This is a genomic window from Parabacteroides massiliensis (assembly GCF_900155425.1).
GTDB classification, from domain to species: Bacteria; Bacteroidota; Bacteroidia; order Bacteroidales; family Tannerellaceae; genus Parabacteroides; species Parabacteroides massiliensis.
This window is the reverse complement of record NZ_LT700191.1, coordinates 556,041-582,848: the sequence shown is the minus strand read 5'-3', so window position 1 is coordinate 582,848 and position 26,808 is coordinate 556,041. Positions and strand designations below refer to the sequence as shown.

At 45.4% G+C, this 26,808-nt stretch carries 20 protein-coding genes and 1 pseudogene; 17 read left to right on the top strand and 4 right to left on the bottom strand.

Translation table 11 applies throughout. The features are described from left to right. The first annotated feature begins 25 nt into the window (after positions 1-25). Together ilvC and BQ9893_RS13360 are read left to right on the top strand one after the other, a co-directional pair. Positions 26-1,069: a ketol-acid reductoisomerase gene (gene ilvC, locus BQ9893_RS13365; RefSeq protein ID WP_075966487.1), complete on the top strand. Its 1,044-nt coding sequence runs from the start codon at positions 26-28 to the stop codon at positions 1,067-1,069. A gap of 392 nt (positions 1,070-1,461) precedes the next feature. Continuing rightward, the gene (locus BQ9893_RS13360; protein ID WP_244155133.1) at positions 1,462-2,154 is read left to right on the top strand and encodes a DUF4377 domain-containing protein; all 693 of its coding nucleotides are present in this window, start codon (positions 1,462-1,464) and stop codon (positions 2,152-2,154) included. 220 nt (positions 2,155-2,374) lie between these two features. Here the strand turns inward: BQ9893_RS13360 and BQ9893_RS13355 are convergent, their stop codons facing one another. After that, positions 2,375-3,592, bottom strand: coding sequence for an IS256 family transposase (locus tag BQ9893_RS13355; protein WP_075966485.1), 1,218 nt, complete (start codon positions 3,590-3,592; stop codon positions 2,375-2,377). A gap of 147 nt (positions 3,593-3,739) precedes the next feature. On the opposite strand from BQ9893_RS13355, the gene BQ9893_RS21405 reads away from it, so the two are divergent. The 11 genes and pseudogenes from BQ9893_RS21405 (at position 3,740) to leuB (ending at position 15,826) form a co-directional block, all read left to right on the top strand. Continuing rightward, a complete protein-coding gene (locus BQ9893_RS21405) occupies positions 3,740-4,219 on the top strand; it encodes a hypothetical protein (RefSeq protein ID WP_139322610.1) in 480 nt (159 codons plus the stop codon). A gap of 153 nt (positions 4,220-4,372) precedes the next feature. After that, positions 4,373-5,075, top strand: a pseudogene (locus BQ9893_RS13350) (transposase); the annotation flags it as partial. Positions 5,076-5,253: 178 nt separating this feature from the next. Continuing rightward, entirely contained in the window at positions 5,254-5,835 is a 582-nt protein-coding gene (locus tag BQ9893_RS13345) for a type IV toxin-antitoxin system AbiEi family antitoxin domain-containing protein (protein WP_075966484.1), read from the top strand. 151 nt (positions 5,836-5,986) lie between these two features. Beyond that, positions 5,987-6,508, top strand: coding sequence for a nucleotidyl transferase AbiEii/AbiGii toxin family protein (locus BQ9893_RS13340; protein ID WP_449406344.1), 522 nt, complete (start codon positions 5,987-5,989; stop codon positions 6,506-6,508). Positions 6,509-6,682: 174 nt separating this feature from the next. Continuing rightward, positions 6,683-7,870, top strand: a complete 1,188-nt coding sequence (locus BQ9893_RS13335; protein WP_075966483.1) for a purple acid phosphatase family protein — start codon at positions 6,683-6,685, stop codon at positions 7,868-7,870. A 223-nt stretch (positions 7,871-8,093) separates the two neighbouring features. Beyond that, positions 8,094-9,203, top strand: a complete 1,110-nt coding sequence (locus tag BQ9893_RS13330) for a 6-bladed beta-propeller (protein ID WP_167369874.1) — start codon at positions 8,094-8,096, stop codon at positions 9,201-9,203. Between the two features lie 432 nt (positions 9,204-9,635). Then, entirely contained in the window at positions 9,636-11,132 is a 1,497-nt protein-coding gene (locus BQ9893_RS13325) for a 2-isopropylmalate synthase (protein ID WP_075966481.1), read from the top strand. 10 nt (positions 11,133-11,142) lie between these two features. Beyond that, positions 11,143-12,537: a 3-isopropylmalate dehydratase large subunit gene (leuC, locus tag BQ9893_RS13320; RefSeq protein ID WP_075966480.1), complete on the top strand. Its 1,395-nt coding sequence runs from the start codon at positions 11,143-11,145 to the stop codon at positions 12,535-12,537. A gap of 25 nt (positions 12,538-12,562) precedes the next feature. Next, on the top strand, positions 12,563-13,159 hold the full coding sequence (leuD, locus tag BQ9893_RS13315) for a 3-isopropylmalate dehydratase small subunit (protein ID WP_075966479.1): 597 nt from the start codon (positions 12,563-12,565) through the stop codon (positions 13,157-13,159). Positions 13,160-13,243: 84 nt separating this feature from the next. Further along, on the top strand, positions 13,244-14,752 hold the full coding sequence (locus BQ9893_RS13310) for an alpha-isopropylmalate synthase regulatory domain-containing protein (protein ID WP_075966478.1): 1,509 nt from the start codon (positions 13,244-13,246) through the stop codon (positions 14,750-14,752). Between the two features lie 15 nt (positions 14,753-14,767). Beyond that, entirely contained in the window at positions 14,768-15,826 is a 1,059-nt protein-coding gene (gene leuB, locus BQ9893_RS13305; protein ID WP_075966477.1) for a 3-isopropylmalate dehydrogenase, read from the top strand. 76 nt (positions 15,827-15,902) lie between these two features. Here the strand turns inward: leuB and BQ9893_RS13300 are convergent, their stop codons facing one another. Beyond that, on the bottom strand, positions 15,903-16,730 hold the full coding sequence (locus BQ9893_RS13300) for a tetratricopeptide repeat protein (protein WP_075966476.1): 828 nt from the start codon (positions 16,728-16,730) through the stop codon (positions 15,903-15,905). Between the two features lie 221 nt (positions 16,731-16,951). On the opposite strand from BQ9893_RS13300, the gene BQ9893_RS13295 reads away from it, so the two are divergent. Next, entirely contained in the window at positions 16,952-17,734 is a 783-nt protein-coding gene (locus BQ9893_RS13295; RefSeq protein WP_244155202.1) for a mechanosensitive ion channel family protein, read from the top strand. A gap of 145 nt (positions 17,735-17,879) precedes the next feature. Then, positions 17,880-20,402: a DUF6383 domain-containing protein gene (locus BQ9893_RS13290; protein ID WP_075966474.1), complete on the top strand. Its 2,523-nt coding sequence runs from the start codon at positions 17,880-17,882 to the stop codon at positions 20,400-20,402. A 76-nt stretch (positions 20,403-20,478) separates the two neighbouring features. Here the strand turns inward: BQ9893_RS13290 and BQ9893_RS13285 are convergent, their stop codons facing one another. Next, complete coding sequence (locus BQ9893_RS13285) at positions 20,479-21,309, bottom strand: hypothetical protein (RefSeq protein ID WP_075966473.1); 831 nt, start codon at positions 21,307-21,309, stop codon at positions 20,479-20,481. A 117-nt stretch (positions 21,310-21,426) separates the two neighbouring features. On the opposite strand from BQ9893_RS13285, the gene BQ9893_RS13280 reads away from it, so the two are divergent. Further along, on the top strand, positions 21,427-22,860 hold the full coding sequence (locus BQ9893_RS13280) for a CCA tRNA nucleotidyltransferase (RefSeq protein WP_075966472.1): 1,434 nt from the start codon (positions 21,427-21,429) through the stop codon (positions 22,858-22,860). A 15-nt stretch (positions 22,861-22,875) separates the two neighbouring features. Here the strand turns inward: BQ9893_RS13280 and BQ9893_RS13275 are convergent, their stop codons facing one another. Then, complete coding sequence (locus BQ9893_RS13275) at positions 22,876-25,092, bottom strand: RelA/SpoT family protein (RefSeq protein ID WP_075966471.1); 2,217 nt, start codon at positions 25,090-25,092, stop codon at positions 22,876-22,878. Between the two features lie 176 nt (positions 25,093-25,268). On the opposite strand from BQ9893_RS13275, the gene BQ9893_RS13270 reads away from it, so the two are divergent. Beyond that, entirely contained in the window at positions 25,269-26,789 is a 1,521-nt protein-coding gene (locus BQ9893_RS13270; protein ID WP_075966470.1) for a DUF4301 family protein, read from the top strand. Positions 26,790-26,808 lie beyond the last annotated feature (19 nt).

Here is a 26,808-nt window from a genome sequence, read left to right as displayed (position 1 = left end):
ACGTTACATTAAATAGTAAAAGAAAATGGCAGTAATGAATTTTGGCGGTGTTGACGAAAACGTAGTAACCCGCGAAGAGTTTCCGTTGGAAAAAGCAAGAGAAGTGTTGAAAGATGAAGTAATCGCAGTGATCGGTTATGGCGTTCAGGGTCCTGGACAGAGCTTGAACTTGCGCGACAACGGTTTCAATGTTATCGTAGGACAGCGTCCCGGAAAAACCTATGACAAGGCTGTTGCCGACGGTTGGGTGCCGGGCGAAACACTGTTCGGTATCGAAGAAGCCTGCGAAAAAGCAACGATTATCCAGGTTCTGCTTTCTGACGCTGCTCAGATCGAATGCTGGCCGCGTATCAAGAAATACCTGACTCCGGGCAAGGCGCTGTATTTCTCTCACGGTTTCGCTATCACTTACAAGGATCGTACCCACATCATTCCTCCTGCAGATGTCGACGTGATCATGATTGCCCCGAAAGGATCCGGAACGTCTTTGCGCCGTATGTTCCTGCAAGGACGTGGCCTGAACTCCAGCTATGCAATCTATCAGGATGCGACCGGCAAAGCTTGGGATCGTGTGATCGCTTTAGGTATCGGTGTCGGTTCCGGCTATCTGTTCGAAACGACATTCAAGAAGGAAGTCTTTTCCGACCTGACAGGCGAACGCGGTACTTTGATGGGTGCCATCCAAGGCTTGCTGCTGGCTCAATACGAAACATTGCGTGAAAACGGCCACGAACCATCTGAAGCGTTCAATGAAACAGTCGAAGAACTGACTCAGTCTTTGATGCCGTTGTTCGCAGAAAACGGTATGGACTGGATGTATGCAAACTGTTCGACAACCGCACAGCGCGGTGCTTTGGACTGGATGGGCCCGTTCCACGATGCAACCAAGCCGGTGTTTGAAAAACTCTATAAAGAAGTGGCAGCCGGCAATGAAGCACAGCGTTCTATCGACACGAACAGCAAACCTGACTATCGTGAAGGACTGAACAAGGAACTGGAAGCCCTGCGCAACAGCGAAATGTGGCGTGCAGGTGCAGTTGTCCGCAAATTACGTCCGGAAAACAATTGATACGGAGGTAATTGCCTTCACAGATGAATTTCATTCAAGGATACAAGGTTGTAGGAATTAAATTTTTCCTCACTTTATATCCTTGTTTTTTTAGTAACTTTTAAAATACGTATTTTTATTTTTTGCATAAAGTATTTGTTGGTTTTGATATTTTACGTAAATTGCAGCTGTTTGTTAGATTTTTCTGCTTAATTTTGATTAGTTGCTTAATATTCTATTTATATAGAAAGTGTTGTTCCGTTGGAAATGGAAACGTTTGTCATGCTATTATGTAGATGTGAAATCCCAATAATAAATATAGATATGCAAATAAAACGATTGTTTAAATTTATTTCTTTTTTTGTCTGATATTTCTTTTGTCTTGTTCAAAAAAAGATGATTTAAAAGAGAAGGTGGAAATTGTGAAAATATATGTTTCTGCAGAAATGAGTTCGTGTCTATTGGAAGACACTTCTGTAGAGGTAGAATGTCTTTTGATAAAAGAAGATAATCAAGAATATTATAGAAAAATAGAAATTGGTAGTATTGAAGGTTTTGAGTACGAAAAAAATTACGAGTATGAGTTGTTTGTAGAAAAAACGACAATTGCTATTTTACAGAATAATACTAAAAAGTATAAGTATAAACTTGTGGAAATTATATCAAAAGACAAAGTTCAGTTTAAATATGTGATTCAAACAGAACAAAAAAATCCTTTTATTCTTCCGCCAGAAGGTGGCGTTTTTGAAATCCCGTTTTATGTATATAGAGCAAAATATGTTGAGAATAGATTAGTGCAAAAAGAATATTATTCGTTAAAGTCGTTGAAATATAGGATTTGTACAAATTTTGGAGGTTTAACTTCAATAGAAAAAAATGGAGAATTTGTGGGGTTTTATAAGTTTGTTATTGAGAGAAGAGGATATTTTAATATGAGAGGAAATCCTGAATGGTATTGCTCTTTTTATAATTCCGATGTTGATTTACTTTTTGATGTGATATCAGTACCAATATATAAGCAAATTTTTGAACAATCTCAAACAGAAGGAGAAGAATATAATATTCTACCTATTATAAATATAAATAGTGGTATATTTGAATTATAGAAAAGATAGTTTAAGGAATGTGCTGTTGGAGTCTGGACTTCATAGATATATAGTTTCTATAGATCGCGGGGATCATAACCCGGTGTACCTGTATACTTGGGGATACTCCCAAAGCGGTTGTGTAAATTAAACTGTGTCATGCTCTATTCTCATTCAATCTCATCGGTCGGGGAGCGGCCAGCGCCAAGGGGCGGGACCACCCGTCCCGACGAGCGTAAAATTACAATAATTTAAACCTATCTCCAAATTTTATCGCCAGTTGTTGTGCAATGGCTCCCCAGTTAGCCAGTGGCATGGTCCATTTCTTACGTATATTGCGGTAAGCGAGGTAAACCAGTTTTTCAAGGGCGGTGTCGTTAGGGAATACGCCCTTGTTTTTTGTCACTTTCCGTATCTGGCGATGATAGCCCTCAACTGTATTTGTGGTATAAATCATACGGCGTATATCCGATGTGAACTGGAAGTATTCAGTAAGTTTTTCCCAGTTATCCTCCCATGACTTGATGACGATAGGATATTTTTCTCCCCATTTCTCATTCAGATTAAAAAGTTCCGTTTCAGCAGCTTCTTTACTTACCGCACCATAAACCCGTTTCAAGTCTTTGAGGAATTCCTTCTGATGCTTGCTACCGACATATTTAATGGAGTTACGTATCTGGTGGACGATGCAAAGTTGTACTGTGGTGTTCGGGAAAACACTTTGGATGGCATCAGGAAAGCCTTTCAGACCATCAACGCAAGCAATAAGGATATCATGAACTCCACGGTTCTGCAAGTCCGTCAGTACGTTTAACCAGAAATTGGCTCCCTCATTTTTAGAGATATACATGCCAAGCAAATCCTTGTGCCCTTCCTTGTCGACACCTAAGACGTTATAGATTGCACGGGTAACGGCACACCCTCTCTCGTCAGTGACTTTATAATGGATTGCGTCCATCCAGACTATCGGATAGACAGCATCAAGGGTACGGGAACGCCAAGCCTTTATTTCTGGAAGAACACGGTCGGTTATGGAACTAATCGTTTCGGCAGAAACACGGTTGCCGAGATTTTCCTCCATCCAGTCACTGATCTCGCGTGTGCTGTTACCAAGGGCATAAAGTCCGATGATACGGTCCGCTACGCCCTCCGCCAGGATGGTCTCACGTTTCTTTATAAACTGAGGCTCAAAACTTGAATTACGGTCACGAGGGGTAGACACTGTGACTTCACCCAATGGAGTCTGGACTTGCTTCTGCATTTTACCATTACGACGATTGCCCAACTGACGTTCTTCTTCTGTAAGATGGGCATCCATCTCACCTTCCAATGCGGCATTCAAGATACTTTCCAATAAGGGGGGGGCAAAAGCACCATCCTTTCCTAACAATGGCTTACCGGCTTTCAGCTGCTCTATTGTCTTGTTCTTGATACTTTCAAAATCAAATTCTGCTTTCATATAAAAAACTGTGTTAGCAAAGTTAATATTTTATTCCTTGATGACACAGTTTAAATTACAGCCTCAGGAGGTGATTTTTCTTCTTCTTCTCCAGGCAAACCTATTTTCTGCTCATTTGCACATTATAGTGATGATTCTCCTTATAAAGTGAATTTTAAAATAGATATAGATAGTGATCCTGTATATGCAAGAGTTGAATATGATATAATTAAAGAACATACATTTGATTATTTCTATTCAGATGCCAATGTCTTTTTGAGATATTATGCAGATAAGGGTTGTACTATTCGAACAGTTCCTCAAAACTATATAGGATTCAATCTTAATCATTTGATAATGCAGCAATATGTGGGACCAAGATTTAATGTTAGAGGAGTGAGAGAGATTGTTTTAGATAATGACACTATTGTCCATAATCATACCAGGGGTATTGAAACACCTATACAATACGGGTATCGGGTATTTGAGTCTTCATTAAGAATAGAGGATCGTCTCAACTGGTTTAATAATCATTATTATTTAAAAGAGGGGCGTTTTTATAAATCATTACCTCCTTTGAATATGAAGTATACTTGTTTCATCGTTCCAGGAGGTAGTGGCGAATTTGACTGTTCTGATTATGATTGATAATCTGGAAGTACGAATTACATCGCAAAAAAAATCATGCATGATATATATTTTTATTGTGATTATAGATTAGAGGGCATATTCGTAAACTGCCTCCGGAAAATAACAGATTTATAGTCCTGTTAAAATACAGAGGCATGGAGTGGCGGAGCCCGTTACGGGCATCTGCCCTCCGTGGCAGTCGCCGACTCAGGCTACGGTTCTGAGGAAAACTATCGCTTCATGGACGAGGCCGGGATGGAGGCTTATGTCAAGTACAACCGATTCCATCTCGAACAGGGTCCGCGCTATAAACCATCCGTTCCACCACAACAACTTCCATTATAATGCCGACGAAGATTATTACGTCTGTCCGATGGGGCAACACATGACGCGCGTGGGGACATCACACTCGAAGAGCGCAAGCGGCTATCGAAGTGAAAGCGCACGCTATCTCGCCCGCAACTGCAAGGGCTGTCCGCTACGCTGCCTCTGCTACAAAGCCCGTGGTGACCGACGGGCAATCGAGGTCAACCACAGACTCAACGGATACAAACGAAGAGCCCGGGAACTGCAGACATCCGAAGAAGGTCTCAGATACCGAGGACGACGATGTATCGAACCGGAGGCGGTCTTCGGACAGATGAAGTCAAACATGGCATACAGACGCTTCCGCCACTTCGGAAAAGACAAGGTCACAATGGACTTTGCCTTCTTCGCCATTGCCTTCAATATAAAGAAAATGTGCTCAATAATAGCGAAACAGGCCAAAAACGGGGAGAATACACCCCATCCTGACCTGTTTATACGTGTATCTTGGATTATATCGTCCGAGATACAAATATTTTGGAAAATTCCGCAAAAATCGGTCGCCTAAAAATAATCCGATTCTCAGAACACAAAAACAGAGGCTACGCCGTAAAACATAATTACGACACAGCCTCAATATGTATAAGAATTCTACGGGATTTTTTTGAAATTTACCGTAGAATATTGCTTCTTTTCGGAAAATAATTGTATTTTTATAGCGTGATAGAACATTTAAAGTGGATTATATGAATGATATAGTTTATAAGGTCGCATCCCTCGGAGGAACAATAACGACAGCAGATATATCTCTTTTGTCTGAATACAAACAGCTGCTGAGAGCTAAAGAGCGTGGCGACTTGATAAAATTACGTCATGGGGTATATGCTGCTCCCGAAGTATTGCTAAGCACAATGATAGATGTGGAACGGATAGTACCTAATGGTGTTGTGTGCCTATACAATGCTTGGGCGTACCATCAACTATCAACGACAGTTCCACCAGCCTTTTGTATAGCAATTGCCAATAAAAGAAAAGTGGTGCTTCCTCATGCTCTACCGATAGAACTTTATTATTGGAAGAAAGAAAACTTGGAATTTGGTATTATGGATGCAGAAATATCGGGATATAAAATTCGTATTACAGACATGGAGCGGAGTACTTGCGATGCAGTGAAGTATAGGAACAAGATCGGTTTGGATGTTTGTGCGGAAGTAATACGTACTTATCTGAAAAAACCGAACCGAAACCTTGCCCGTCTACAGAATTACGCCAAACGCCTAAGAGTATTTAATACATTGAAAAATTATCTTGAAATCGCAATAGAATAGTGGGAAAGAAAGACTATGGTAAATCAGTAAAGACACGCTTGCTCAGTCTCATGAATGAGACAGGCTATAAGTATATGTACCTTTTGGCAAGATACTTCAACGAAAGGTTGCTCTACAGAGTTTCTGTAAGTCGGTATAAGGACAACTTTTGTTGAAAGGAGGTTCTTTTCTTTATGCCATGAATGGACTCGAGGCTCGCCCAACGGTTGATGTTGACTTTATGGCAGACAGAATCAGTCGTGATAGGGATTTTTTAGCCCATGCTTTTCAAGCTTTACTTTTGTCGGACATACCTTCGGTGAACATACATGCATATTCTTTGGAAACAGTTGTTGCAGAGAAATTCCATACAATGATAGATCGTGATGTTCTCAATAGTCGTATGAAAGATTTCTTCGATTGTTATCAACTTCTGACGAAGAGGAACTTAGATGATGATATGTTGTATGAGGCAATTAAGGCAACATTTGATAATCGAGAACTTACTTACAATTCCGATTTACAATTGTTTGCTGACAATTTTATAACAGACGAGGCACGTATAATCCGTTGGAAGGCTTTTCTGAGAAAGATTCAATGGAAAGATCCTCTTGAATTTGAAACCGTAATGAAGGTGATAAAGGATAGGCTACAACCTATGGCCGAGAAATATTTCTACATTAACACTACATAAAGTCAACGGCTACTACAATCTCTTGAAACCTAAAAGGAAAAACGGATTCTGCTATTATATACTTTTTTAGATGCTTTTTGCGGAAAATGTATCATTCAGGTAGGGAATCTTTGGAGAGTAATTGATATCTTCGTGGCAGGAATTTTGAATTTAATTGTTTAAATATCACATATTATGAAGAAAATCCAATTTTTGGTAATGCTGTTATGGCTTTCTGTTTGTTTTGCAGAAGGAGCGGTTCACGAATCGCCGGTGCCGGAATCGAATATCCGGTTGGTACACGGTCCTTATTTGCAGAATCTGGGACCGAATGAAGTGACGATCGTATGGTTGTCGGACAAGCCGTCTGTCGGTTGGGTGGAGTTGGCGCCGGATGATGATACGAACTTTTATGCCGTTGAACGTCCCAAGTATTACGATGCCCGTAACGGAGTTAAGAATACATCCACGATTCATACCGTGAAGATTAAAGGGTTAAAACCTGGTACGAACTATCGCTATCGTGTCTTCGCGCAGGAAGTGTTGAGCCATGTCGGGCATAGGATTGTCTATGGTTATTGTGCCTCGACCGATGTCTACTCCCGAAAACCGCTGGTGTTCAAGACAAGCGATCCTGCTAACAAAACCGTCTCGTTTGCAATGGTAAACGATATACATGGCAAGAACGATGTGTTGACAAACCTTGTTTCCAAATGTGACCTGAAAAAGACAGACTTTTTCCTTTTCAACGGCGATATGGTGTCGGTATTCAATGAGGAAAACCATATTTTCGATGGATTTATGGATACGGCAACCCGTCTGTTTGCCTCCGAGATCCCGATGTATTATACGAGAGGCAATCACGAGACCCGCGGAGCTTTTGCAACCGAGTTCCAACGTTATTTCTCTCCGAAAGAAACGAATATCTACTATACGTTCCGGCAAGGTCCGATCTGTTTCGTGATCTTGGATACGGGAGAAGATAAACCGGATTCCGATATCGAATATGCCGGCATAACAGTCTATGACGAATATCGGACGGAACAGGCGGAATGGTTACGTCAGGTATTGGATAGCAAAGAATATAAGGAAGCCCCGTTCAAGATCATCGTCGCCCATATCCCACCGATCGGCGGATGGCATGGGAACTTGGAAGTGGAGCGGAAATTCATGCCTTTGTTACGCGAAGCCAAGCCGGATGTGATGCTGTGTGGCCATCTCCACCAATTCATCCATCAGGATGCAACAGCTCAGACACCGTTCCCGATTATCGTCAATTCCAACACTGCTGTCCTGAAAGCTACTGCCGATCCGAACGAACTGAAGATACAGGTCGTGGATGTAGACGGAAAGATGTTGGACCAATTTTCCATAAAGAAGTAAATTAGGCTTTTGTGCTTCATCTGGATTTTGAATAATAAAATGTTTTGTTTTAAATAGTTGTTGATTTTCATATAGTATTTTTTATCTTTGCGAAGCGATGGATTTAAATACTATACAAAAACTGTTTTCATTTATAAAGAAAGAGCTCATCTCGTGAAATTCATGATTGACGGAAATGGGCTTCCTTATTTATGATGAAGATTAAATGATGAAAATTGATAAAATGAAACATTTAGTATTTTACATTATTTTCTTATCTATGTTCTGTGGCTGTAATACGGAAAATACAAAGTCCGGATATAAGGTCTATGATATTCAAAAGGTACAACATGCAGATGCTGGTAGCTTTGATAGTGGTGATTTGCATTATATTGCTTTGGAGTTCAATGAACGATGTCCGATAGGTTATATGGACAAGATTGTTTTGACTGATAAGTACATTTTCGTAAAATCAGATATTTCTTTATATCGGTTTTCGCTGGAAGGTAAATTTCTGAACAATATTGGGCAATATGGAGAATCTCCTTCGGATGTTCAAGGGATTTTTGATTTTGCAATAGACGAAAAGCAAGAAATAGCTTTTTTGTGGGACATGATGGGAGGGAAGATCGCAATGTATAGTTTTGATAATGAATTTCAACATTCCATCCCTTACGAAGGACTTGTGCGGAATATAGAATATAACAGTAATCGGATATTCCTTACTTTTATGAATTTAGGTAATGAATTATTCAAGTTGCAGGTAATGAAAACGGATGGAGAGGTTTTATATCGTTCTTCCAATGATATTCAGTATGAGTTTCAGGATATGTTTGCGCTTCCAAGCGTCAAAAATATGCACTTGCTAAGTAAGGAGAAAATGTTGGTCCGACAGAATTTCAATGATACGATATATACCTATGATCAACATCAAAATAACCTGTCAATCAGATATGTGTTTGATTTTGAAAATAGTAAATTGCCTTATCGATTACTGAGTAGTTACGAATTGTTCAATAAAGAGTATGAAAATTATGCTTATTTGTCAGATGTTTCTGAAACAAATGATTATATTTATGTAGACTATGTGTTCCATGGTAAAAATAAAAAAGTGATCATTGACAAAAGTAATGATCAAATATTAACTGTTCAAGATCCAATTGGAGGTATAACAGTGAAAAACGGTTTTCATTTCTTCTGGCCTAAATGGGTATCGACGGAGTATCTAATTGATTATATACCGGCAGATTATATTATTCGCTATAAGGATAAGATCAAAAATGAGAAATTATCTGAATTAGTAGAATTGTTGGATGAAGAATCTAATCCGATCTTAATTCTTTCAAAGAAATAACTTCGCGGATACCGAAAAGCGTTATGAGTAGGATCAGAACTTCGTACTGCAAGTGATAAATGCCTATATCCGATAGTTCGCTTTTGGGGAATTATGAATTGACGTTATCAGAGTGCGTTCGTCTTACATTTTATAAGAAAACATTGATAAAAAACTTCGAATTATATTTGGCGGTTTAAAAAAAGGCTGTATCTTTGCAGCGTTCAAACAAAAACAAGCTAAAGGACGATATGAAACAGGAAAAGCTAAATAGTCTCATTATTTCTCTAAATATTATTCTACTCTGGGGACAGGATAGGAAGTGAGACTGTATATGCTTTGCTGGGCATTAAGATATGAAAAGCCTTTCTCACTTCCTTGTGAGAAAGGCTTTTTTCGTTCAAGTAATTTACAAAAAAGATATTAACAAATTAATTTAAGACGATAAGAACTATGTCAGACAGATTATTTATTTTCGACACAACATTGCGCGACGGCGAACAGGTACCGGGGTGCCAGTTAAACAGTATTGAAAAGATTCAGGTTGCCAAAGCACTGGAAGAACTGGGTGTAGACGTGATAGAAGCCGGTTTTCCCGTGTCGAGTCCGGGCGATTTCAATAGTGTCGTTGAAATATCGAAAGCCGTAACATGGCCTACAATCTGTGCGCTTACCCGTGCGGTGGAAAAAGACATCGATGTGGCTGCCGAGGCCTTGAAATATGCGAAGCGCGGACGTATTCATACAGGGATCGGGACATCCGATTATCATATCAAGTATAAGTTCAACTCCAACCAGGAAGATATTTTGGAACGAGCTATCGCTGCTACCCGATATGCGAAGAAATATGTGGAGGATGTCGAGTTCTATTGCGAAGATGCCGGAAGAACGGACAATGTCTATCTGGCGCGTGTGGTAGAAGCGGTCATCAAAGCCGGTGCGACGGTTGTCAATATCCCCGATACGACCGGCTATTGCCTGCCGGACGAATATGGTGCGAAGATCAAATATCTGATGGAACATGTAGACGGTATTGAAAAGGCGATCCTTTCGACTCACTGCCATAACGACTTGGGGATGGCGACTGCCAACACCGTGCAGGGCGTCTTGAACGGTGCACGCCAAGTGGAAGTCACTATAAATGGCATAGGCGAGCGTGCCGGCAATACCTCTTTGGAAGAAATCGCCATGATCTTCAAGAGCCATAAGGAACGTGAGATCATCACCAACATCAATACGACCAAGATATACGGAGTCAGCCGCATGGTTTCGAGCCTGATGAATATGCCGATCCAGCCGAACAAAGCGATCGTCGGACGTAACGCGTTCGCCCATTCTTCTGGTATCCATCAGGACGGCGTTTTGAAGAATCGCGAAAGTTATGAAATCATCGACCCGAAAGATGTGGGGATCGACGATAACGCAATCGTGCTGACTGCCCGTAGCGGACGAGCTGCGTTGAAGCATCGCCTGCAGGTGTTAGGCGTCGAGCTGTCGCAAGAAAAACTGGATAAGGTCTATGAAGAATTCTTGAAACTTGCCGACCGCAAGAAAGACATCAACGACGACGATGTTCTGATGCTTGCCGGCAAGGACCGTACGGCTATGCACCGCATCAAGCTGGAGTACTTGCAGGTGACCTCCGGTGTCGGTCTGCAGTCCGTGGCCAGTGTTTGCTTGGACATCGCTGGCGAGAAGTTCGAAGCTGCCGCTTCCGGCAACGGGCCTGTCGATGCGGCCATCAAGGCGGTGAAGTCCATTATACACCGTACGATGACGATCCAGGAATTCCTGATCCAGGCGATCAACAAAGGCAGCGACGACATGGGAAAAGTGCACATGCAGGTCGAGTTCGAAGGAAACCGTTATTACGGTTTTGCCGCCAATACCGATATAATAGCCGCTTCGGTCGAGGCTTTTATCGATGCAATTAATAAATTTGTGAAATGAATTGACAATTATGAATACATTATTTGACAAGATTTGGGATTCCCACGTGGTGACGATGATCGAAGAGGGACCCACACAGCTTTACATCGACAGGTTGTACTGTCATGAAGTGACCAGCCCGCAGGCTTTTGCCGGCATGCGTCGACGTGGTTTGAAACCGCTTCGGCCGGAACGCATCTATTGCATGCCTGACCATAACACGCCGACACACGATCAGGATAAGCCGATCGAAGACCCAGTCTCGAAGAACCAGGTCGATACGTTGGCCAAGAACGCTGCCGAATTTGGGCTGACTCATTATGGCATGATGGATCCGCGGAACGGCATTATCCATGTGGTAGGTCCCGAACGCGGACTGACCTTGCCGGGTATGACGATCGTTTGCGGTGACTCGCACACCTCCACCCACGGGGCGGTCGGTGCTGTCGCTTTCGGTATCGGGACCAGCGAAGTGGAAATGGTGATGGCTTCGCAGTGTATCTTGCAGGCAAAGCCGAAAACCATGCGTATCCGTGTGGAAGGTAACCTGGGGAAAGGGGTGACGGCAAAAGATGTCGCCCTCTATATCATGTCGAAAGTGACGACCAGCGGTGCCACCGGCTATTTCATCGAATATGCAGGATCGGCGATCCGCAGCCTGACGATGGAGGGGCGCTTGACTTTGTGCAACCTGTCTATCGAAATGGGGGCGCGTGGCGGTATGATCGCTCCCGACGAAACAACGTTCGCCTATCTCAAAGGACGTGAAAATGCTCCTGCCGGCGAAGAATGGGACAAGGCGGTCGCCTATTGGAAAACATTGAAGAGCGACGACGATGCCGTGTTCGACAAGGAAATCCTGTTTGACGCAGCCGATATCGAACCGATGATAACCTATGGAACCAATCCGGGTATGGGAATGGGCATCACCGGACATATCCCGACCATCGAAGGCATGAACGAAGTGGAGAAAACCTCTTTTATGAAATCGATGAAATATATGGGTTTCGAACCTGGCGAATCGTTGCTGGGCAAAAAGATCGACTATGTGTTCTTGGGTTCCTGCACCAATGGCCGTATCGAAGACTTCCGCGCTTTTGCCTCCATCGTAAAGGGACGGAAGAAAGCAGACCATGTGATCGCCTGGCTGGTCCCCGGCTCCTGGATGGTCGATGCGCAGATCCGCGAGGAAGGGTTGGACAAGATATTTGAAGAAGCCGGTTTCCAGTTGCGCCAACCGGGATGCTCGGCTTGCCTGGCAATGAATGACGATAAGATCCCGGCAGGGAAATATGCCGTTTCGACAAGCAACCGCAACTTCGAAGGACGTCAGGGACCGGGCGCCCGCACGATCCTGGCCGGACCACTGGTGGCGGCGGCAGCAGCCGTGACAGGCGAGATTACGGATCCGAGGACGTTTTTTTGAAATCATAAATCATAAAACATAAAAGATGAAACAGAAATTCAATATCATAACATCGACCTGTGTTCCTCTTCCTCTCGAAAATGTGGATACGGACCAGATCATCCCAGCCCGTTTCCTGAAAGCAACCGACAAAGAAGGATTCGGCGAAAACCTGTTCCGCGACTGGCGCTACGACAAGCAGGGAAACAAAATAGAGTCGTTTGTCCTGAACGATCCGACCTACGGCGGACAGATACTGGTGGCAGGAAAGAACTTCGGTTCGGGTTCCAGCCGCGAACATGCAGCTTGGGCGATTGCCGATTACGGTTTCCGCGTAGTCGTCTCCAGTTTCTTTGCGGATATACATAAAAACAATGAACTGAATAACTTCGTTCTCCCAGTGGTGGTTAGCGAACCTTTCCTGGCTGAGCTTTTCGACTCGATTTTTGCCGATCCGAAAACAGAAGTCGAAGTCGACCTGCCTGCCCAAACCATCACCAACAAGGCTACGGGCAAGAGCGAACACTTCGACATCAATGCCTACAAAAAAGCCTGTCTGGTAAACGGCCTCGACGACATCGACTATCTGCTCTCCAACAAAGAAAGGATCGAAGCGTTCGAGAAGGGGCGTTGTGGTTATTAAGAGCCTTGCCTTTACAGGACGACAATCATTTTGTATGACTATGTCTTCCATGCTCCATGTTGACAAAAACAAGATTTTGTAATTATGATAGAAATAATGGATACCACCCTGCGTGACGGGGAACAGACATCGGGGGTTTCTTTTGCGGCGCATGAGAAACTGAGTATTGCACAGGCATTGCTCGATCTGGGTGTGAACCGTCTGGAGATCGCTTCTGCGCGTGTCTCGGACGGCGAGTTTGAGGCCGTGAAGCGTGTGGCTTCCTGGGCGGAACGTACAGGGAACATCCGGAAGCTCGAAGTGCTCGGCTTTGTGGACGGCGATGTTTCGCTGAACTGGATCGAAGCGGCTGGTTGCCGTGTGGTGAACCTACTCTGCAAAGGCTCTTACAGGCACGTGACAGAGCAGCTCCGTAAGACTCCCGAACAGCATTTTGCCGATATACGTTCCGTCATCAATCTGGCGACCGAACGGGAAATCGCCGTGAACGTCTATCTGGAAGATTGGTCGAACGGCATCAAGAACTCGCCCGAATATGTCTTCGGCTTCATCGATTCACTCCGCGACTTGCCTATCCGGCGTTTCATGCTGCCCGATACGCTCGGCATCCTGAATCCCGGCAACACCTACGAGTATTGCAAGGAAATGGTTACGCGCTATCCGGATCTGAAGTTCGACTTCCATGCCCATAACGACTACGACTTGGCGGTGGCGAATGTCTACTCTGTCGTCCGTGCAGGCATAGAAGGAATTCATACTACGCTGAACGGATTGGGTGAACGTGCCGGAAATGCCCCGCTTAGTAGTGTGCTTGCCGTGCTGAAAGACCAGTTGGGTGTGGAGACGACGCTCAAAGAGGAACGGATCAATTACGCCAGCCGTCTGGTGGAGACCTTTTCCGGCATTCATATTCCGCCTAACAAACCGATTATCGGAGAGCATGTCTTTACGCAATGTGCCGGCGTACATGCCGATGGCGACAGCAAAAACAACCTGTATTGCAATGACCTGCTACCCGAACGTTTCGGCCGTGTCCGCGAATATGCTCTCGGCAAGACATCCGGCAAGGCGAATATCCGCAAGAACCTCGAATCGTTGGGGATCGACATCGACGAAAACTCCATGCGTAAGGTGACCGAACGGATTATCGAACTGGGGGACAAGAAAGAAATGGTTACGACGGAAGATCTTCCGTATATCATCAGCGATGTGCTCCATCATGATGCGATGGCCGACCAGCGTATCCGCATCCTGAATTATTCCCTGTCTTTGGCACAAGGACTGAAGCCGGTCGCCACCTTGAAGATAGAGATCAACGGAGAAGCCTATCAGGCATCGGCTTCCGGCGACGGACAGTATGATGCTTTTGTCCGTGCCCTACGGAAGATATATACTGATCTGGGCCGGCCTTTCCCGATGCTGACCAACTACTCCGTTTCCATACCGCCCGGCGGACGGACCGATGCCTTTGTGCAGACCATCATCAGCTGGAATTATGCAGGTGTGGACTTTAAAACCCGTGGTCTCGATGCGGACCAGACGGAAGCCGCCATCAAGGCGACCTTGAAGATGCTGAACAAAATAGAACAATAATAAATTATTTATGATATGAAACTGAATATTGCTGTACTTCCCGGCGACGGGATCGGCCCTGAAATCTCTGCACAAGGTGTGGAAGTGATGAGTGCCGTTTGTAAGAAATTCGGACATGAGGTCCATTATGAGTATGCCCTTTGCGGAGCCGATGCGATCGACAAAGTGGGAGATCCTTTCCCTGAAGAGACGTATAAGATTTGTAAAGAAGCGGATGCCGTCCTTTTCTCTGCTGTAGGTGATCCGAAGTTCGACAACGATCCGACAGCCAAAGTGCGTCCTGAGCAGGGATTGTTGGCCATGCGCAAGAAACTGGGCTTGTTTGCGAATATCCGACCCGTACAAACTTTCAAGTGCCTGCTGCACAAATCACCGCTTCGTGCCGACTTGGTGGATGGCGCTGATTTCCTGTGCATACGTGAACTGACGGGAGGCATGTATTTCGGAGAAAAATATCAGGATAACGACAAGGCTTACGATACCAACATGTACACACGTCCGGAGATCGAGCGCATCTTGAAAGTCGGTTTCGAATACGCCATGAAACGGAAGAAACACCTGACGGTGGTCGACAAGGCGAATGTCCTGGCCTCTTCGCGTCTGTGGCGCCAGATCGCACAAGAAATGGCTCCTTCTTATCCGGAGGTCCAGACCGATTATATGTATGTCGACAATGCCGCCATGCGTATGATCCAGGAACCCCGGTTCTTTGATGTCATGGTGACGGAGAATACTTTTGGCGATATCCTGACCGACGAAGGTTCTTGCATCAGCGGTTCTATGGGCTTGCTCCCTTCTGCTTCGACGGGCGAAAGCACTCCTGTGTTCGAACCGATCCATGGTTCATGGCCGCAGGCTAAAGGATTGAATATCGCCAACCCGCTGGCGCAGATCCTTTCGGTTGCCATGTTGTTCGAACATTTCGGTTGCAAGGCGGAAGGTGCTTTGATCCGCAAGGCTGTGGATGCTTCTCTGGACGCCAATGTCCGCACTCCCGAAATCCAGGTGGAAGGCGGTGCGAAATATGGCACGAAAGAGGTAGGGGCTTGGATTGTCAACTACATTAATAAATAATAAATAATAATTGACAATTGACAATTATTTTCGGCTTTCAGCCGATTTTGGCGACGCGAAGCCTAATTGTCAATTGTCAATTCTCCATTGTCAATTTAAGAAGTTCCCTGATAACTTCTTTATCATATCCCATCGATTCGGCTTTCTTGAAGTCGAGGGCGGCGCGTTCCTTTTCGTATTGCGCCAGTTTGATTTTACCTCTCAACACGTAGAGGGCGGCTGTCGGTTCGCTTTCGGTAAAGACCTTTTCTATATCCGCCATTGCCCGTGCATTCTTTCCCATCATGAAATACAGGTCTGCCCGTCCTTCGTAGAGGACCCAGTCGCGAGGCATCTCGCTGATCAGGTAGTTGAATATTCGTTCGCTTTCGTCATAGTTCCCGCGCATTTTTTCCAAGATGGCATGGCCGAGGCGGGCACGGACCGATTTCTCGTTTACTTCCAGTATCTTGTCGAAGTCCTGTTCCGCCCACATAAAGTTTTTTAACTGTATATAGAGCAACCCGCGGCAATAAAGCGCCTCTTGATGTTCCGGGTTTTCTATCAGCAGGGTGTTGTAGTCGCTCAACGCTTTTTCTGTCTCTCCCAGTTCGGTATAAAGAGAAGCCCGGTTTTCGAGAATGGTGATATTCTTTGTGTGGCCGCTTAGCGCGGAGGTGTAGGAGACGAGTGCGTCCTGCAACTTTCCCTGCCGGCGTTGTATGGTCCCGAGGTTTGTGAGCAGGGCGTAGTTCAGTGGGTTGGCAGGTTCTTTGCGCATGGCCGCTTTCAGGCTCTCTTCTGCCGAAACCAAGTCGCCTTTGTCTACGAAGTCGTAGCTTTTTTCTATAAATTCTTCATATGATTGTGCAAAACTGTTTCCTATGAAAAGGAACAAACCTATAATAATCAAGAAAGTCCTCATTTCCTATCGTTTATATCTGTTATTTGACCGTTTGCAAAACTACATAATAAAATCGGTTCTTTATTCGAATAAGAAATCTTTATATCTTTGCTACAATTTCTAATACTTTAGGGATGGATAACTGTAAAGAAATTAATATGAATTTCCATAAATAGTAAAGAATTATGATTGTAACGGTAATTGACCTTTCACATGGTCTGGAAGGATTATTGGCTCCCCTGATGACGCAGGGTGCGATGTTGGGATGGACGCTTATTAAAGCATTTTTGGTTTTTATTGTCGGGCGTCTCCTGATTAACTTGGTGAATAAACTGATAAAGCGGGTTTTGCTGAAACGTGATATCGATCCTTCAGTCAAGACTTTTGTCGGGAGTCTGGTAAATGTTGTCCTGACTATTTTGTTGATCATCTCGGTTGTCGGTGCGTTAGGGGTACAAACAACTTCGTTTGCCGCTCTGCTTGCTTCTGCAGGTGTTGCCGTCGGTATGGCTTTGAGCGGTAATCTGGCGAACTTTGCGGGCGGATTGATTATTCTGCTGTTCAGGCCCTTTAAGGTCGGCGACTATGTGGAGGCGCAGGGAACGGGCGGCACGGTGAAGGAAATACAGATTTTCCATACGATCCTGGCGACACCCGATAATAAAACGGTGTATATCCCGAACGGCTCGCTCAGCAGTGGTGCGGTTACGAACTTCAGCCGGCAGGCTACCCGTCGCGTGGATTGGACGTTCTGTGTCGATTATGGCGAAGACTTTGATAAAGTAAAGGCCGTGATCCAAACGGTTCTTGCCCGTGACTCCCGTATTTTGGCAGATCCCGCTCCTTTCATTGCTTTACATGCGTTGGCAGACAGCAGTGTGAATATTGTTGTCCGTGTATGGGTGGAAAGTGCGGACTATTGGGATGTCTATTTCGGAATCAATCAGGCGGTCTATGCAACATTTAATGAAAAGGGCATCAATTTCCCGTTCCCACAACTTACTGTACATCGGGCTGATAAATAACTTGTTTTTTATTTCGGCACGGATAAAGGCACTTTTGTACATTATGCCCGCGCGTCAGTATCTTTTATAGTTGATTATAGCTTTGTGAGATTGAACTTTTCTATCTTTGCCCTTGTAGGAAAATGAAATAATAAACAATTTGCGTATGAATAAAAAATTTACACTTTTGGCTGCGGCCTTGATGACGATAGGAACTTTTACTGCGGCAAGCGCTGCGGATGCAGTTCCGAGTGACAAATGGACTGCAGGTAATTATTACTACTTGGGCAATGATACTTATTATCTGTCCTTGGACGGAAACAAGGCTGATTCGGTTGTAGTGAAAACTATTGGGTCTGATGCGACTAAAGCGGCTTGTGACTCTGCTTTGTGGCAGATTGCCGATAAAGAGGTGTCTTTGGGTGTGACGACTTATAAGTTAACCAATAAGGCGACTCAGCAGGTTTTGTCGTTTGATGCTTCGGCAAAGGCCTTGGTCCCGAATTTGGCAGCGGGCGTTGATAAATGGGTTATTGATGCGGAAGGAATATTGAAAGGCTATTATAGCGGAAACGAATTTATCACGTTGAAAATCGAAGAGGGTAAATTGTCTCTTGCTACAGCCGGCGGTTCTGCTTTTGCTGTCGAGGAACCGAGTGCGGATTTCCCGCTGAAAGCTCAGCAATTGGGAAATGGTTTCTCTGTTTTCCAGTTGTTTTTCGGTGACACTTACGAGGGTAACATTTTTACAGGAAAAGAATTGATTGCAAAAGACCTTTCCGGTGAAGATGACGGCTATGTCTCTTTGCAAGTTCAAGGAGACGAAACCTTTCCGGATGGCAAATCCAAATTCTTGGGTGTCGATACAGTCAAGACTGTGATTTCGGGTGCAACGGGAGCTTACGGTGCAAAATTTGCAATCGACTCGACTTATGCCGCACTTGACGGTGTGCATTCTATCGGGAATGCTGATTTCCAGAAGTTCAAGTTTACGATAAACTTGAAGAACGACTCTATTGCCATGTTCGTTAAAGCGGCTCCGGATGTAAATGGGACGGCTTTGGCTCCACAGGTTGATGGGGTGCGGGTTGTGTATGCCCAGACAGATTCGAAGAAGGTTTTGACTGTCTCCGGAAAAGTTGAAGCTTCTGGATCCTATCAAGGAGAAATTCCTTTGATCACAGCAAAACGAGGAACTCCGGTTACAATTCCTACTGGCGACGGTGTTTATTCTTTGCAGAAAGTAAGCAAAGGGGAAAATAACGGCAAATATTTTGTTGCGGCAGGTGAGGCCTTTATGAGCGGCGATAGCGTGCCGACCGTACACCAACTTCGTGGTCAGTGGCTTATTAAAGAAAAGGATGGCAAATATGCTATTGTGGATCGTGAATCGGATACAAAGCTGATCGCCGGTTATGCAGAGATCTTTGGTGTTCAAGGAATGGAAGATACCTACCTGATTGGTGATGACTCCATTAAGGTAGAAAAGATGAATGTTGATTTGAAGAACCAATACTTAGGTTCGTTTACCGTTGCAGAACAGGATTTGGTAAACAAAGGCTTCTACCTGAGCCTTTTTTCCGCGACGGAAGGTGTGCCTGCGCTGTTTATGTTTGCAGACGACACGATTCTGAAAGGTAGTGCAAGTGAACTTCAACTTTTCAAATTTTTCCCACAAGAACCTGTGAAAAAGGCTGGTGCAATGTCGTTGGGCGATACAATCAAGATTATACCTTATCAATTGGGTATTTATTTCCGCGATGGTAAAGTAGCGAAAGAAAGAGAAGATGGTTTGAGATTATCGGTATCTGCAACTCCAACCTCTTTTTATATTCTTTCTGATGCCAACGGACAGTTCTATTCGATGAAAACAACGGAAGGCAAATATATCGGAATCGATGTCAATACTTCCAAATTACAGTTGACAGACACAAGGACTGTCATGAATATCGCCCCGGATGATGCTCCCGAATATGAAATTTTTGAAGCCGGGCACAAACGATTGGCGTTTGATGGCAATTCATTGGTGATGAATCCGAATAACTTCTTTGCACAGATGAAAACAGAAGGTAGCGAAATCACGAAAGCTACTTATGAAAAAGATAATTTCAGCCTGTGGGTGGAACCGGACACGATGGTTGCCGGTAAACAGCTTTATTTCATCTCTTCGGCTGTGGCAGACACTCGTTATTATTTGTCCTTTAAAGATACGACTATAAATAATATCAGTGCTGAAGCATATAAGAATGCAATGTTCCTGTCGAATGATACAATCAGGAGATCGAAAAACAATCCGGCTTTGTTCGCATTCAAATTGAACGAACATGGTGGCTATCTCTTGGAAAATCAGCAGCAATTGCAATTGGGAGAAAGCGGTTATCCTTATGTCGGCGTAGTAAATGGATTTGTCGTACTGGAAAAATTCCCGCATGTCGCATTCGATGTGCAAACAGCTTCCGCTCCGACAGCCAACGAAGAGATAAACGTTTCTGCGATCAAGGTGATCAGCAAGGACGGCCAGGTTATCGTGACGAATGCTTCAGGCAAAATGATCACATTGTCCAACATCTTAGGACAGACGATCGGTGTTCGCAGAGCAACCTCCGAATACTTCTCAATGCCTGCTGCTTCCGGTATCGTACTAGTAACAGTCGAAGGTGACACAACCCATAAAGTGATTGTAAGATAAGAATTTGTATTTGTAAAAAAAGAGGCGGTGTATTTGGATACACCGCCTCTTTTTTCTTTAATAAAGGGCAAACGGCTTATTTTTCGCCCGAAAGTTTCTTTTCCAAATAAGCCAGTTTCTTGATGGCTTTTTCCTTTTCTTTCGTCAATTTTTCGATGTCGCTTAATACGACAGCCAACTCATAGGTTGAGGCGATCGCTTTCTTATCCGCATCGGCAATATAGAGAACATAAGGCTTGCCGCCTGTGTATTCGACCTTGATGCGTTCGCCTTTATTGGCAAAAATGAATTTGACGGCATCTTCGCATTTCTCTCCCTGATAGGTCACGACTTCGGTTGTGTTTCCCAAGTCCTTGAAGTGGTAGTTCAAGCCACCGTCGTAAGGAATGGCGGGCGTTTCGGCAAAAAGGCCGTCCTGCGTACTCAGTTTGATTCCGGTGTGGTTGATAGGTTTGCCACCGAAATAGACGCTTGCCAAATATATCTCGCCCTTCTCGTTTACGCCCGAGCGGATGTAGCAGCGCTGGATGTTACGTTCGATGGTCTGCTGCTTGGAGACGTAGTTGCCTATTTCGTTATAGGCGGAATCTTTCTCGAAGTTAAAGCCTTTTTTCATCCCTTCCAGTTCCTGCTGCTTGACAGGGATCAGGCTGTCGCAGAAAGCCAGGTTGCGTTCCGCTTCTTTCTGTTCTACCTGGCGCATCAGTGTCAGGCCTTCCCGAATCACCTTGAACTCTTTCGGGTACAGGATGCGGATACTGTCTATTTCACTCTTGGCGGCAAAGAACTCATTTTGTTCATACATGTTTCGGGCACTGTCCAGCCTTGCCTGTGCATTCTTTTCGTCATTGCTGCAACCGGCCAATGCTACGGCTGCAAGCGCTATACAGATTGCTGACTTTTTCATTATGATAATCCTTTAGTTGTCTATTCCTTATTATCCACATGCAAAGATATTGGAAAAAGAGAGAATTAGCATCCCCGCAAGAATTTAATTATCTTTGCAGGCCAAATGATAATTTGTATGTACATCGAACAAGAAGATATCTTAAAACATATTTCGGCGAAAGCGTTTCATTTGATTTCGGAGGCGGCGGAAGAGTTGGGAGTTGAGGTTTATGTGATAGGTGGTTATGTGCGGGATATATTTCTGCATCGTCCTTCAAAAGATATTGATGTCGTTGCCGTCGGGAGCGGCATCGAGCTGGCGAAAGCCGTGGCGAAGAAGTTAGGGCGGAGAGCTTGTCTGTCTGTCTTCAAGAATTTCGGTACGGCGCAGGTGAAGGCCGGCGACCTGGAGCTGGAGTTTGTCGGCGCCCGCAAAGAATCTTACACGCATGACAGCCGTAAGCCGATCGTCGAAGACGGGACGCTCGAAGACGACCAAAACCGCCGTGACTTTACAATCAATGCTTTGGCTCTTTGCTTGAATAAGGACCGGTACGGTGAACTGGTCGATCCATTCGATGGCTTGACCGATATGGACAATTTGCTGATCCGTACTCCGCTCGATCCGGATATAACCTTTAGCGACGATCCGTTGCGCATGATGCGTGCCGTCCGTTTTGCCAGCCAGTTAGGTTTCTTTATCGATCCCGACACTTTCGATGCGATCGAACGGAATAAGGAGCGCATCTCGATCATCTCGAAAGAACGTATCGTGGACGAGCTGAACAAGATCGTTCTCTCGCCGAAACCATCTGTCGGTTTCGACCTGCTGGACCGTTGCGGGTTGCTGCCTCTGATCTTTCCTGAACTTTGTGCTCTGAAAGGAGTGGAGACGAAGGAAGGAATCGGGCATAAGGACAACTTTGCCCACACCTTGATGGTGCTCGACCGCTTGAGTAAAACCACCGATAGCCTGTGGTTGCGTTGGAGCGCCCTTTTCCATGATATAGCCAAGCCGGCGACGAAACGTTTCGATCCGCGTTTGGGATGGACGTTCCACAATCATAATTTCATCGGAGAAAAGATGATTCCCGGCATTTTCCGCAAGATGAAACTGCCGATGAACGAGAAGATGAAGTATGTCCAGAAGATGGTTAGCCTGCATATGCGCCCGATCGCCTTGTCGGACGATGAGGTGACGGATTCGGCTATCCGCCGGCTGCTGTTTGATGCGGGCGACGATATAGACGACCTGATGAAACTTTGCGAAGCGGATATCACGAGCAAGAACCCCGAAAAGGTGCGTCGTTTCCTGAACAACTTCCAAAAGGTGCGCAACAAACTCGCCGATATAGAAGAAAAAGATCGTGTCCGCAACTTCCAGCCGCCTGTGACAGGTGAGGAGATAATGGACACATTCGGGCTTCCCCCTTCCCAACCGGTCGGTGTCCTGAAAGAAGCCATCAAGAACGCGATCCTCGATGGCGTGATCCCGAACGAACACGAAGCCGCCCGTGCCTTTATGCTGCAACGGGCGGAGAATATGGGGCTGAGGCCGGTAAAGAAATGATTGGTTGTTTGCCAATCAGGAGTTTAGCCTTTCGACCGTTTTGACTCCTTTCACGGCATTGATCTTTTTGGTCAGCATGTTCAGCGCCGTCGTGTCACGAACCATCACCGTGAAGTTTCCTTGGAAGATTCCGTCCACCGAGTCGATGTTCAGGGAGCGGAGCGTGACACCCGCTTCCTTGCTGATGACGGAAGTGATGTTGGTGACAATCGCGATGTCGTCGCGGCCGATGACCCGGAGCGTGACGATGTATCCGTTGTCTCCCTTGCCGCTCCATTTCGCCTGGATGATGCGGTATCCGAAACGGCTGAACATCTCCTGCGCGTTCGGGCAGTCCATCCGGTGAATCTTGATACCTTGCGTGGAGACGAAACCGAACACTTCGTCCCCGTAGATCGGGTTACAGCACTTTGCCAACTTATATTCGATGCCTGTCAGGTTCTTGTCGATCACCAGGACATCTTTGTTCGTTGCGATTTCTTCTGCCTCGGTTGTCGTGATGTATTCTTCGGCACTGCGGACTTCGGTATGTTCGTTTGTTTCCGTTTCCCGGCGGACCTGCTCCAGGTATTCGTCGATCACTTGGTTCGGGTCGAGGCGTTCCTCGGCAATCTCGACATAAAAGTCGGTGACAGTCTTGAACCCTTTTTTCTTGATGAAACGCATCAAGATCGGTTCCTCCATTTCGATTTTCCGGTTCTTGAAACGGCGTTGCAGCATCTCTTTGGCGAAATCCACGGCTTTGGCTGTCTCTTCGCGGAGCGCTTGTTTGATCTTGACTCGTGCTTTGGAGGTGACGACGATGTTCAGCCAGTCGCGTTTAGGCGTCTGGGTAGGAGCGGTGACGATGGAAACCGTGTCACCGTTGTTCAAGGTGTATTTGATCGGAACGTTCTTTCCGTTTACCTTTGCCGAGACGCACTTGCATCCCAACTTGGTATGGATCGCGAAAGCGAAATCGAGCACTGTCGCCCCTTTGGCCAGCTTGATCAGTTCGCCTGTCGGGGTGAAGACATATATCTCGTCCTTATACAAGTCCATCTTGAAATCCTGCATCAGGTCGAGCGGGTTGTTTTCTTTCGTTTCCAAGGCTGCACGTACGGTGTTCAGGAATTCATCCAGCCCGCTTTCCGCTTTTACCCCTTTATATTTCCAGTGAGCGGCCAGTCCCCTTTCAGCTATCTCGTCCATGCGGCGGGTGCGTATCTGCACTTCCACCCATTTGTTCTGCGGTCCCATCACGGTGATATGCAGACTTTCGTAACCGTTCGTCTTCGGGATGGAGATCCAGTCCTTCATGCGCTTCGGGTTCGGTTGGTACATGTCGGTGATGATCGAGTAGACTTGCCAGCATTCCGAACGTTCTTTCTCGTAAGGCGTGTCCAGGATGATACGGATGGCGAACAGGTCGTATATGTCTTCGAACGGGATGTTCTGCTTCTTCAGCTTGTTGTTGATGGAGTGGATGGATTTCGTGCGTCCCTTGATGTCGAAACGGAGCCCTGCCTCCTCCAACTTGTTTTTGATAGGAGCGATGAACTCGGCGATGTAGGCGTCGCGCGAGCGTTTCGTTTCGTTCAACTTCCGTTTGATGAAGTCATACTGTTTGCGGTCGGTATATTTCAGCGACAAGTCTTCCAGTTCGCTCTTGATCGTGTATAGTCCGAGGCGGTGGGCAAGTGGGGCGTACAGGTAGGAGACCTCCGTTGCCAACCGTTTCCGGTCTTCGTCGCTCTTTAAATGTTTGCCGAGGCGCATCAGGCAGAGGCGGTCGGCGATCATGATCAGGATCACGCGCACATCTTCGGCAAACGAGAATAACAGTTTATGGAAGTTTTCGGAATCAACAGCCGTGTTGCGGGCGTAAAGGTCCGAAGTCTTCAGCAGGCGGCTGATGATCAGGGTGACATCTGCATCGAATGTCTCTTCCACTTCATCCAGCGTGATGATCTTTTTCAGGACCGGGCGGTAGAGCAGGAGAGCGATGACCGATGTACGCTTCAGTCCGATCTCTGTAGCGGCGATCAGCGCTGTGTCGATATTGCGTAGCAGGCCGTTGATGCCGTTTTTATCTCGTCCGTAACAATCCAAAGCCACAACTCGCTTCATCAACTCCTTCATCTTACTCAGATCTTCTTTTTTCAGGAAAGAGTACAGATGGCGTAATAATTGCTTGTACTTGGAGAAAAACTGTTTTTTCTCCTCTTCGGTAAAGAACGGTTGTATATCCATAGTCGTCTGTCTTTTTACTGCCTGTTTAAGGGCTGTCCGTAAAACATACCGTAAAAGTAAGTTTTTCTGCGAATATCAGTGCAATTCTATTGGTATTTTTATACATTTGCAAAAGATACATAGGCCGGCAGGCCCTTGTTGCGTGTCTGATTATTAATTTATTAAAAAGATATACTATGTTAAACGCAAATGACTTAGAGTTACTGGCGGCTAAAGGAATCAGCGAAAAGCAGATTGAAGAACAGTTGGCTTGTTTCGTGAAAGGTTTTCCTTTCCTGGAAATTACAGCTTCGGCGTCGGTCGAGAGAGGGATCATGGTGATCCCGCAGGAAAAACAGGCTACTTATATGGATGCCTGGGATGCTTACCTGGCGAAGAATAAGAAGATCGTGAAGTTCGTGCCGGCTTCGGGTGCGGCAAGCCGTATGTTCAAGAATCTGTATGAGTTCTTGTCTGCCGACTATAACGAGCCTCAGAATGCGTTTGAGAAGAAATTTTTCGACAACATCAGAAAGTTTGCCTTCTATGATGCCTTGAATCGGGTTTGCGTTGCGAATGAAGCGAGAGACATTCCGGAGTTGGTCGCTCTCGGACAGTATAAAGCGGTTGTCGCCAACCTGTTGGAACCGAAAGGCCTGAACTATGGACAGCTTCCGAAAGGCCTGTTGCTTTTCCATTCTTATCCACAGACAGCCCGTACGGCGATGGAAGAACATCTGGCCGAAGGTGCGATGTATGCAAAGAACAATGCCGGCGAAGTGAATATTCATTTCACGGTTTCGCCCGAACATAAGGCGTTGTTCGAACAGCTGGTTGCTGCAAAGACGGAAGATTATGAAGAGAAATTCTCTGTCAAATACGATATTTCTTTCAGCGTGCAGAAACCGAGTACCGATACGATTGCTGCCGATATGGAAAACAACCCGTTCCGCGATAAGAACGGCAACCTGTTGTTCCGTCCGGGCGGGCACGGCGCTTTGATAGAAAACCTGAATGATGTGGATGCCGATGTGGTGTTTGTCAAGAATATCGACAATGTCGTGCCGGATAGTTTCAAATGTTCGACCGTTATCTTCAAGAAGGTGATCGCCGGTGTACTGGTCTCTCTGCAGGAACGCATCTTCAAGTATCTGGAACTGATCGATAGCGGCAAGTACTCGCATGACCAGGTGGAAGATATGATTCATTTCCTTCAGGAAGACTTGTGCGTGAAGAATCCGGAAACGAAGTTGCTGGAAGATGCCGAACTGATTCTTTATATCAAGAGCAAGCTGAACCGTCCGTTGCGTGTCTGTGGTATGGTGAAGAATGTCGGTGAACCGGGTGGAGGCCCGTTCCTGGCTGTCAATCCGGACGGGACGATCTCTTTGCAGATACTCGAAAGTTCGCAGATCGACTTGAATGATCCCGAAAAGAAAGCAATGTTCGAGAAGGGTACGCATTTCAATCCGGTGGATTTGGTTTGCGCATTGAAGAACTATAAAGGCGAGAAGTTCAATTTGCCGGACTATGTGGACAAGAATACCGGTTTTATCTCTTATAAGAGCAAGGATGGTCGCGAACTGAAGGCGTTGGAACTGCCCGGTTTGTGGAACGGAGCGATGAGTGACTGGAATACGGTCTTTGTCGAAGTGCCGATCGAAACATTCAATCCGGTTAAGACGGTAAACGATTTGCTGAGACAAGAACATCAATAAAACAAAAAAAGGTGGTGTG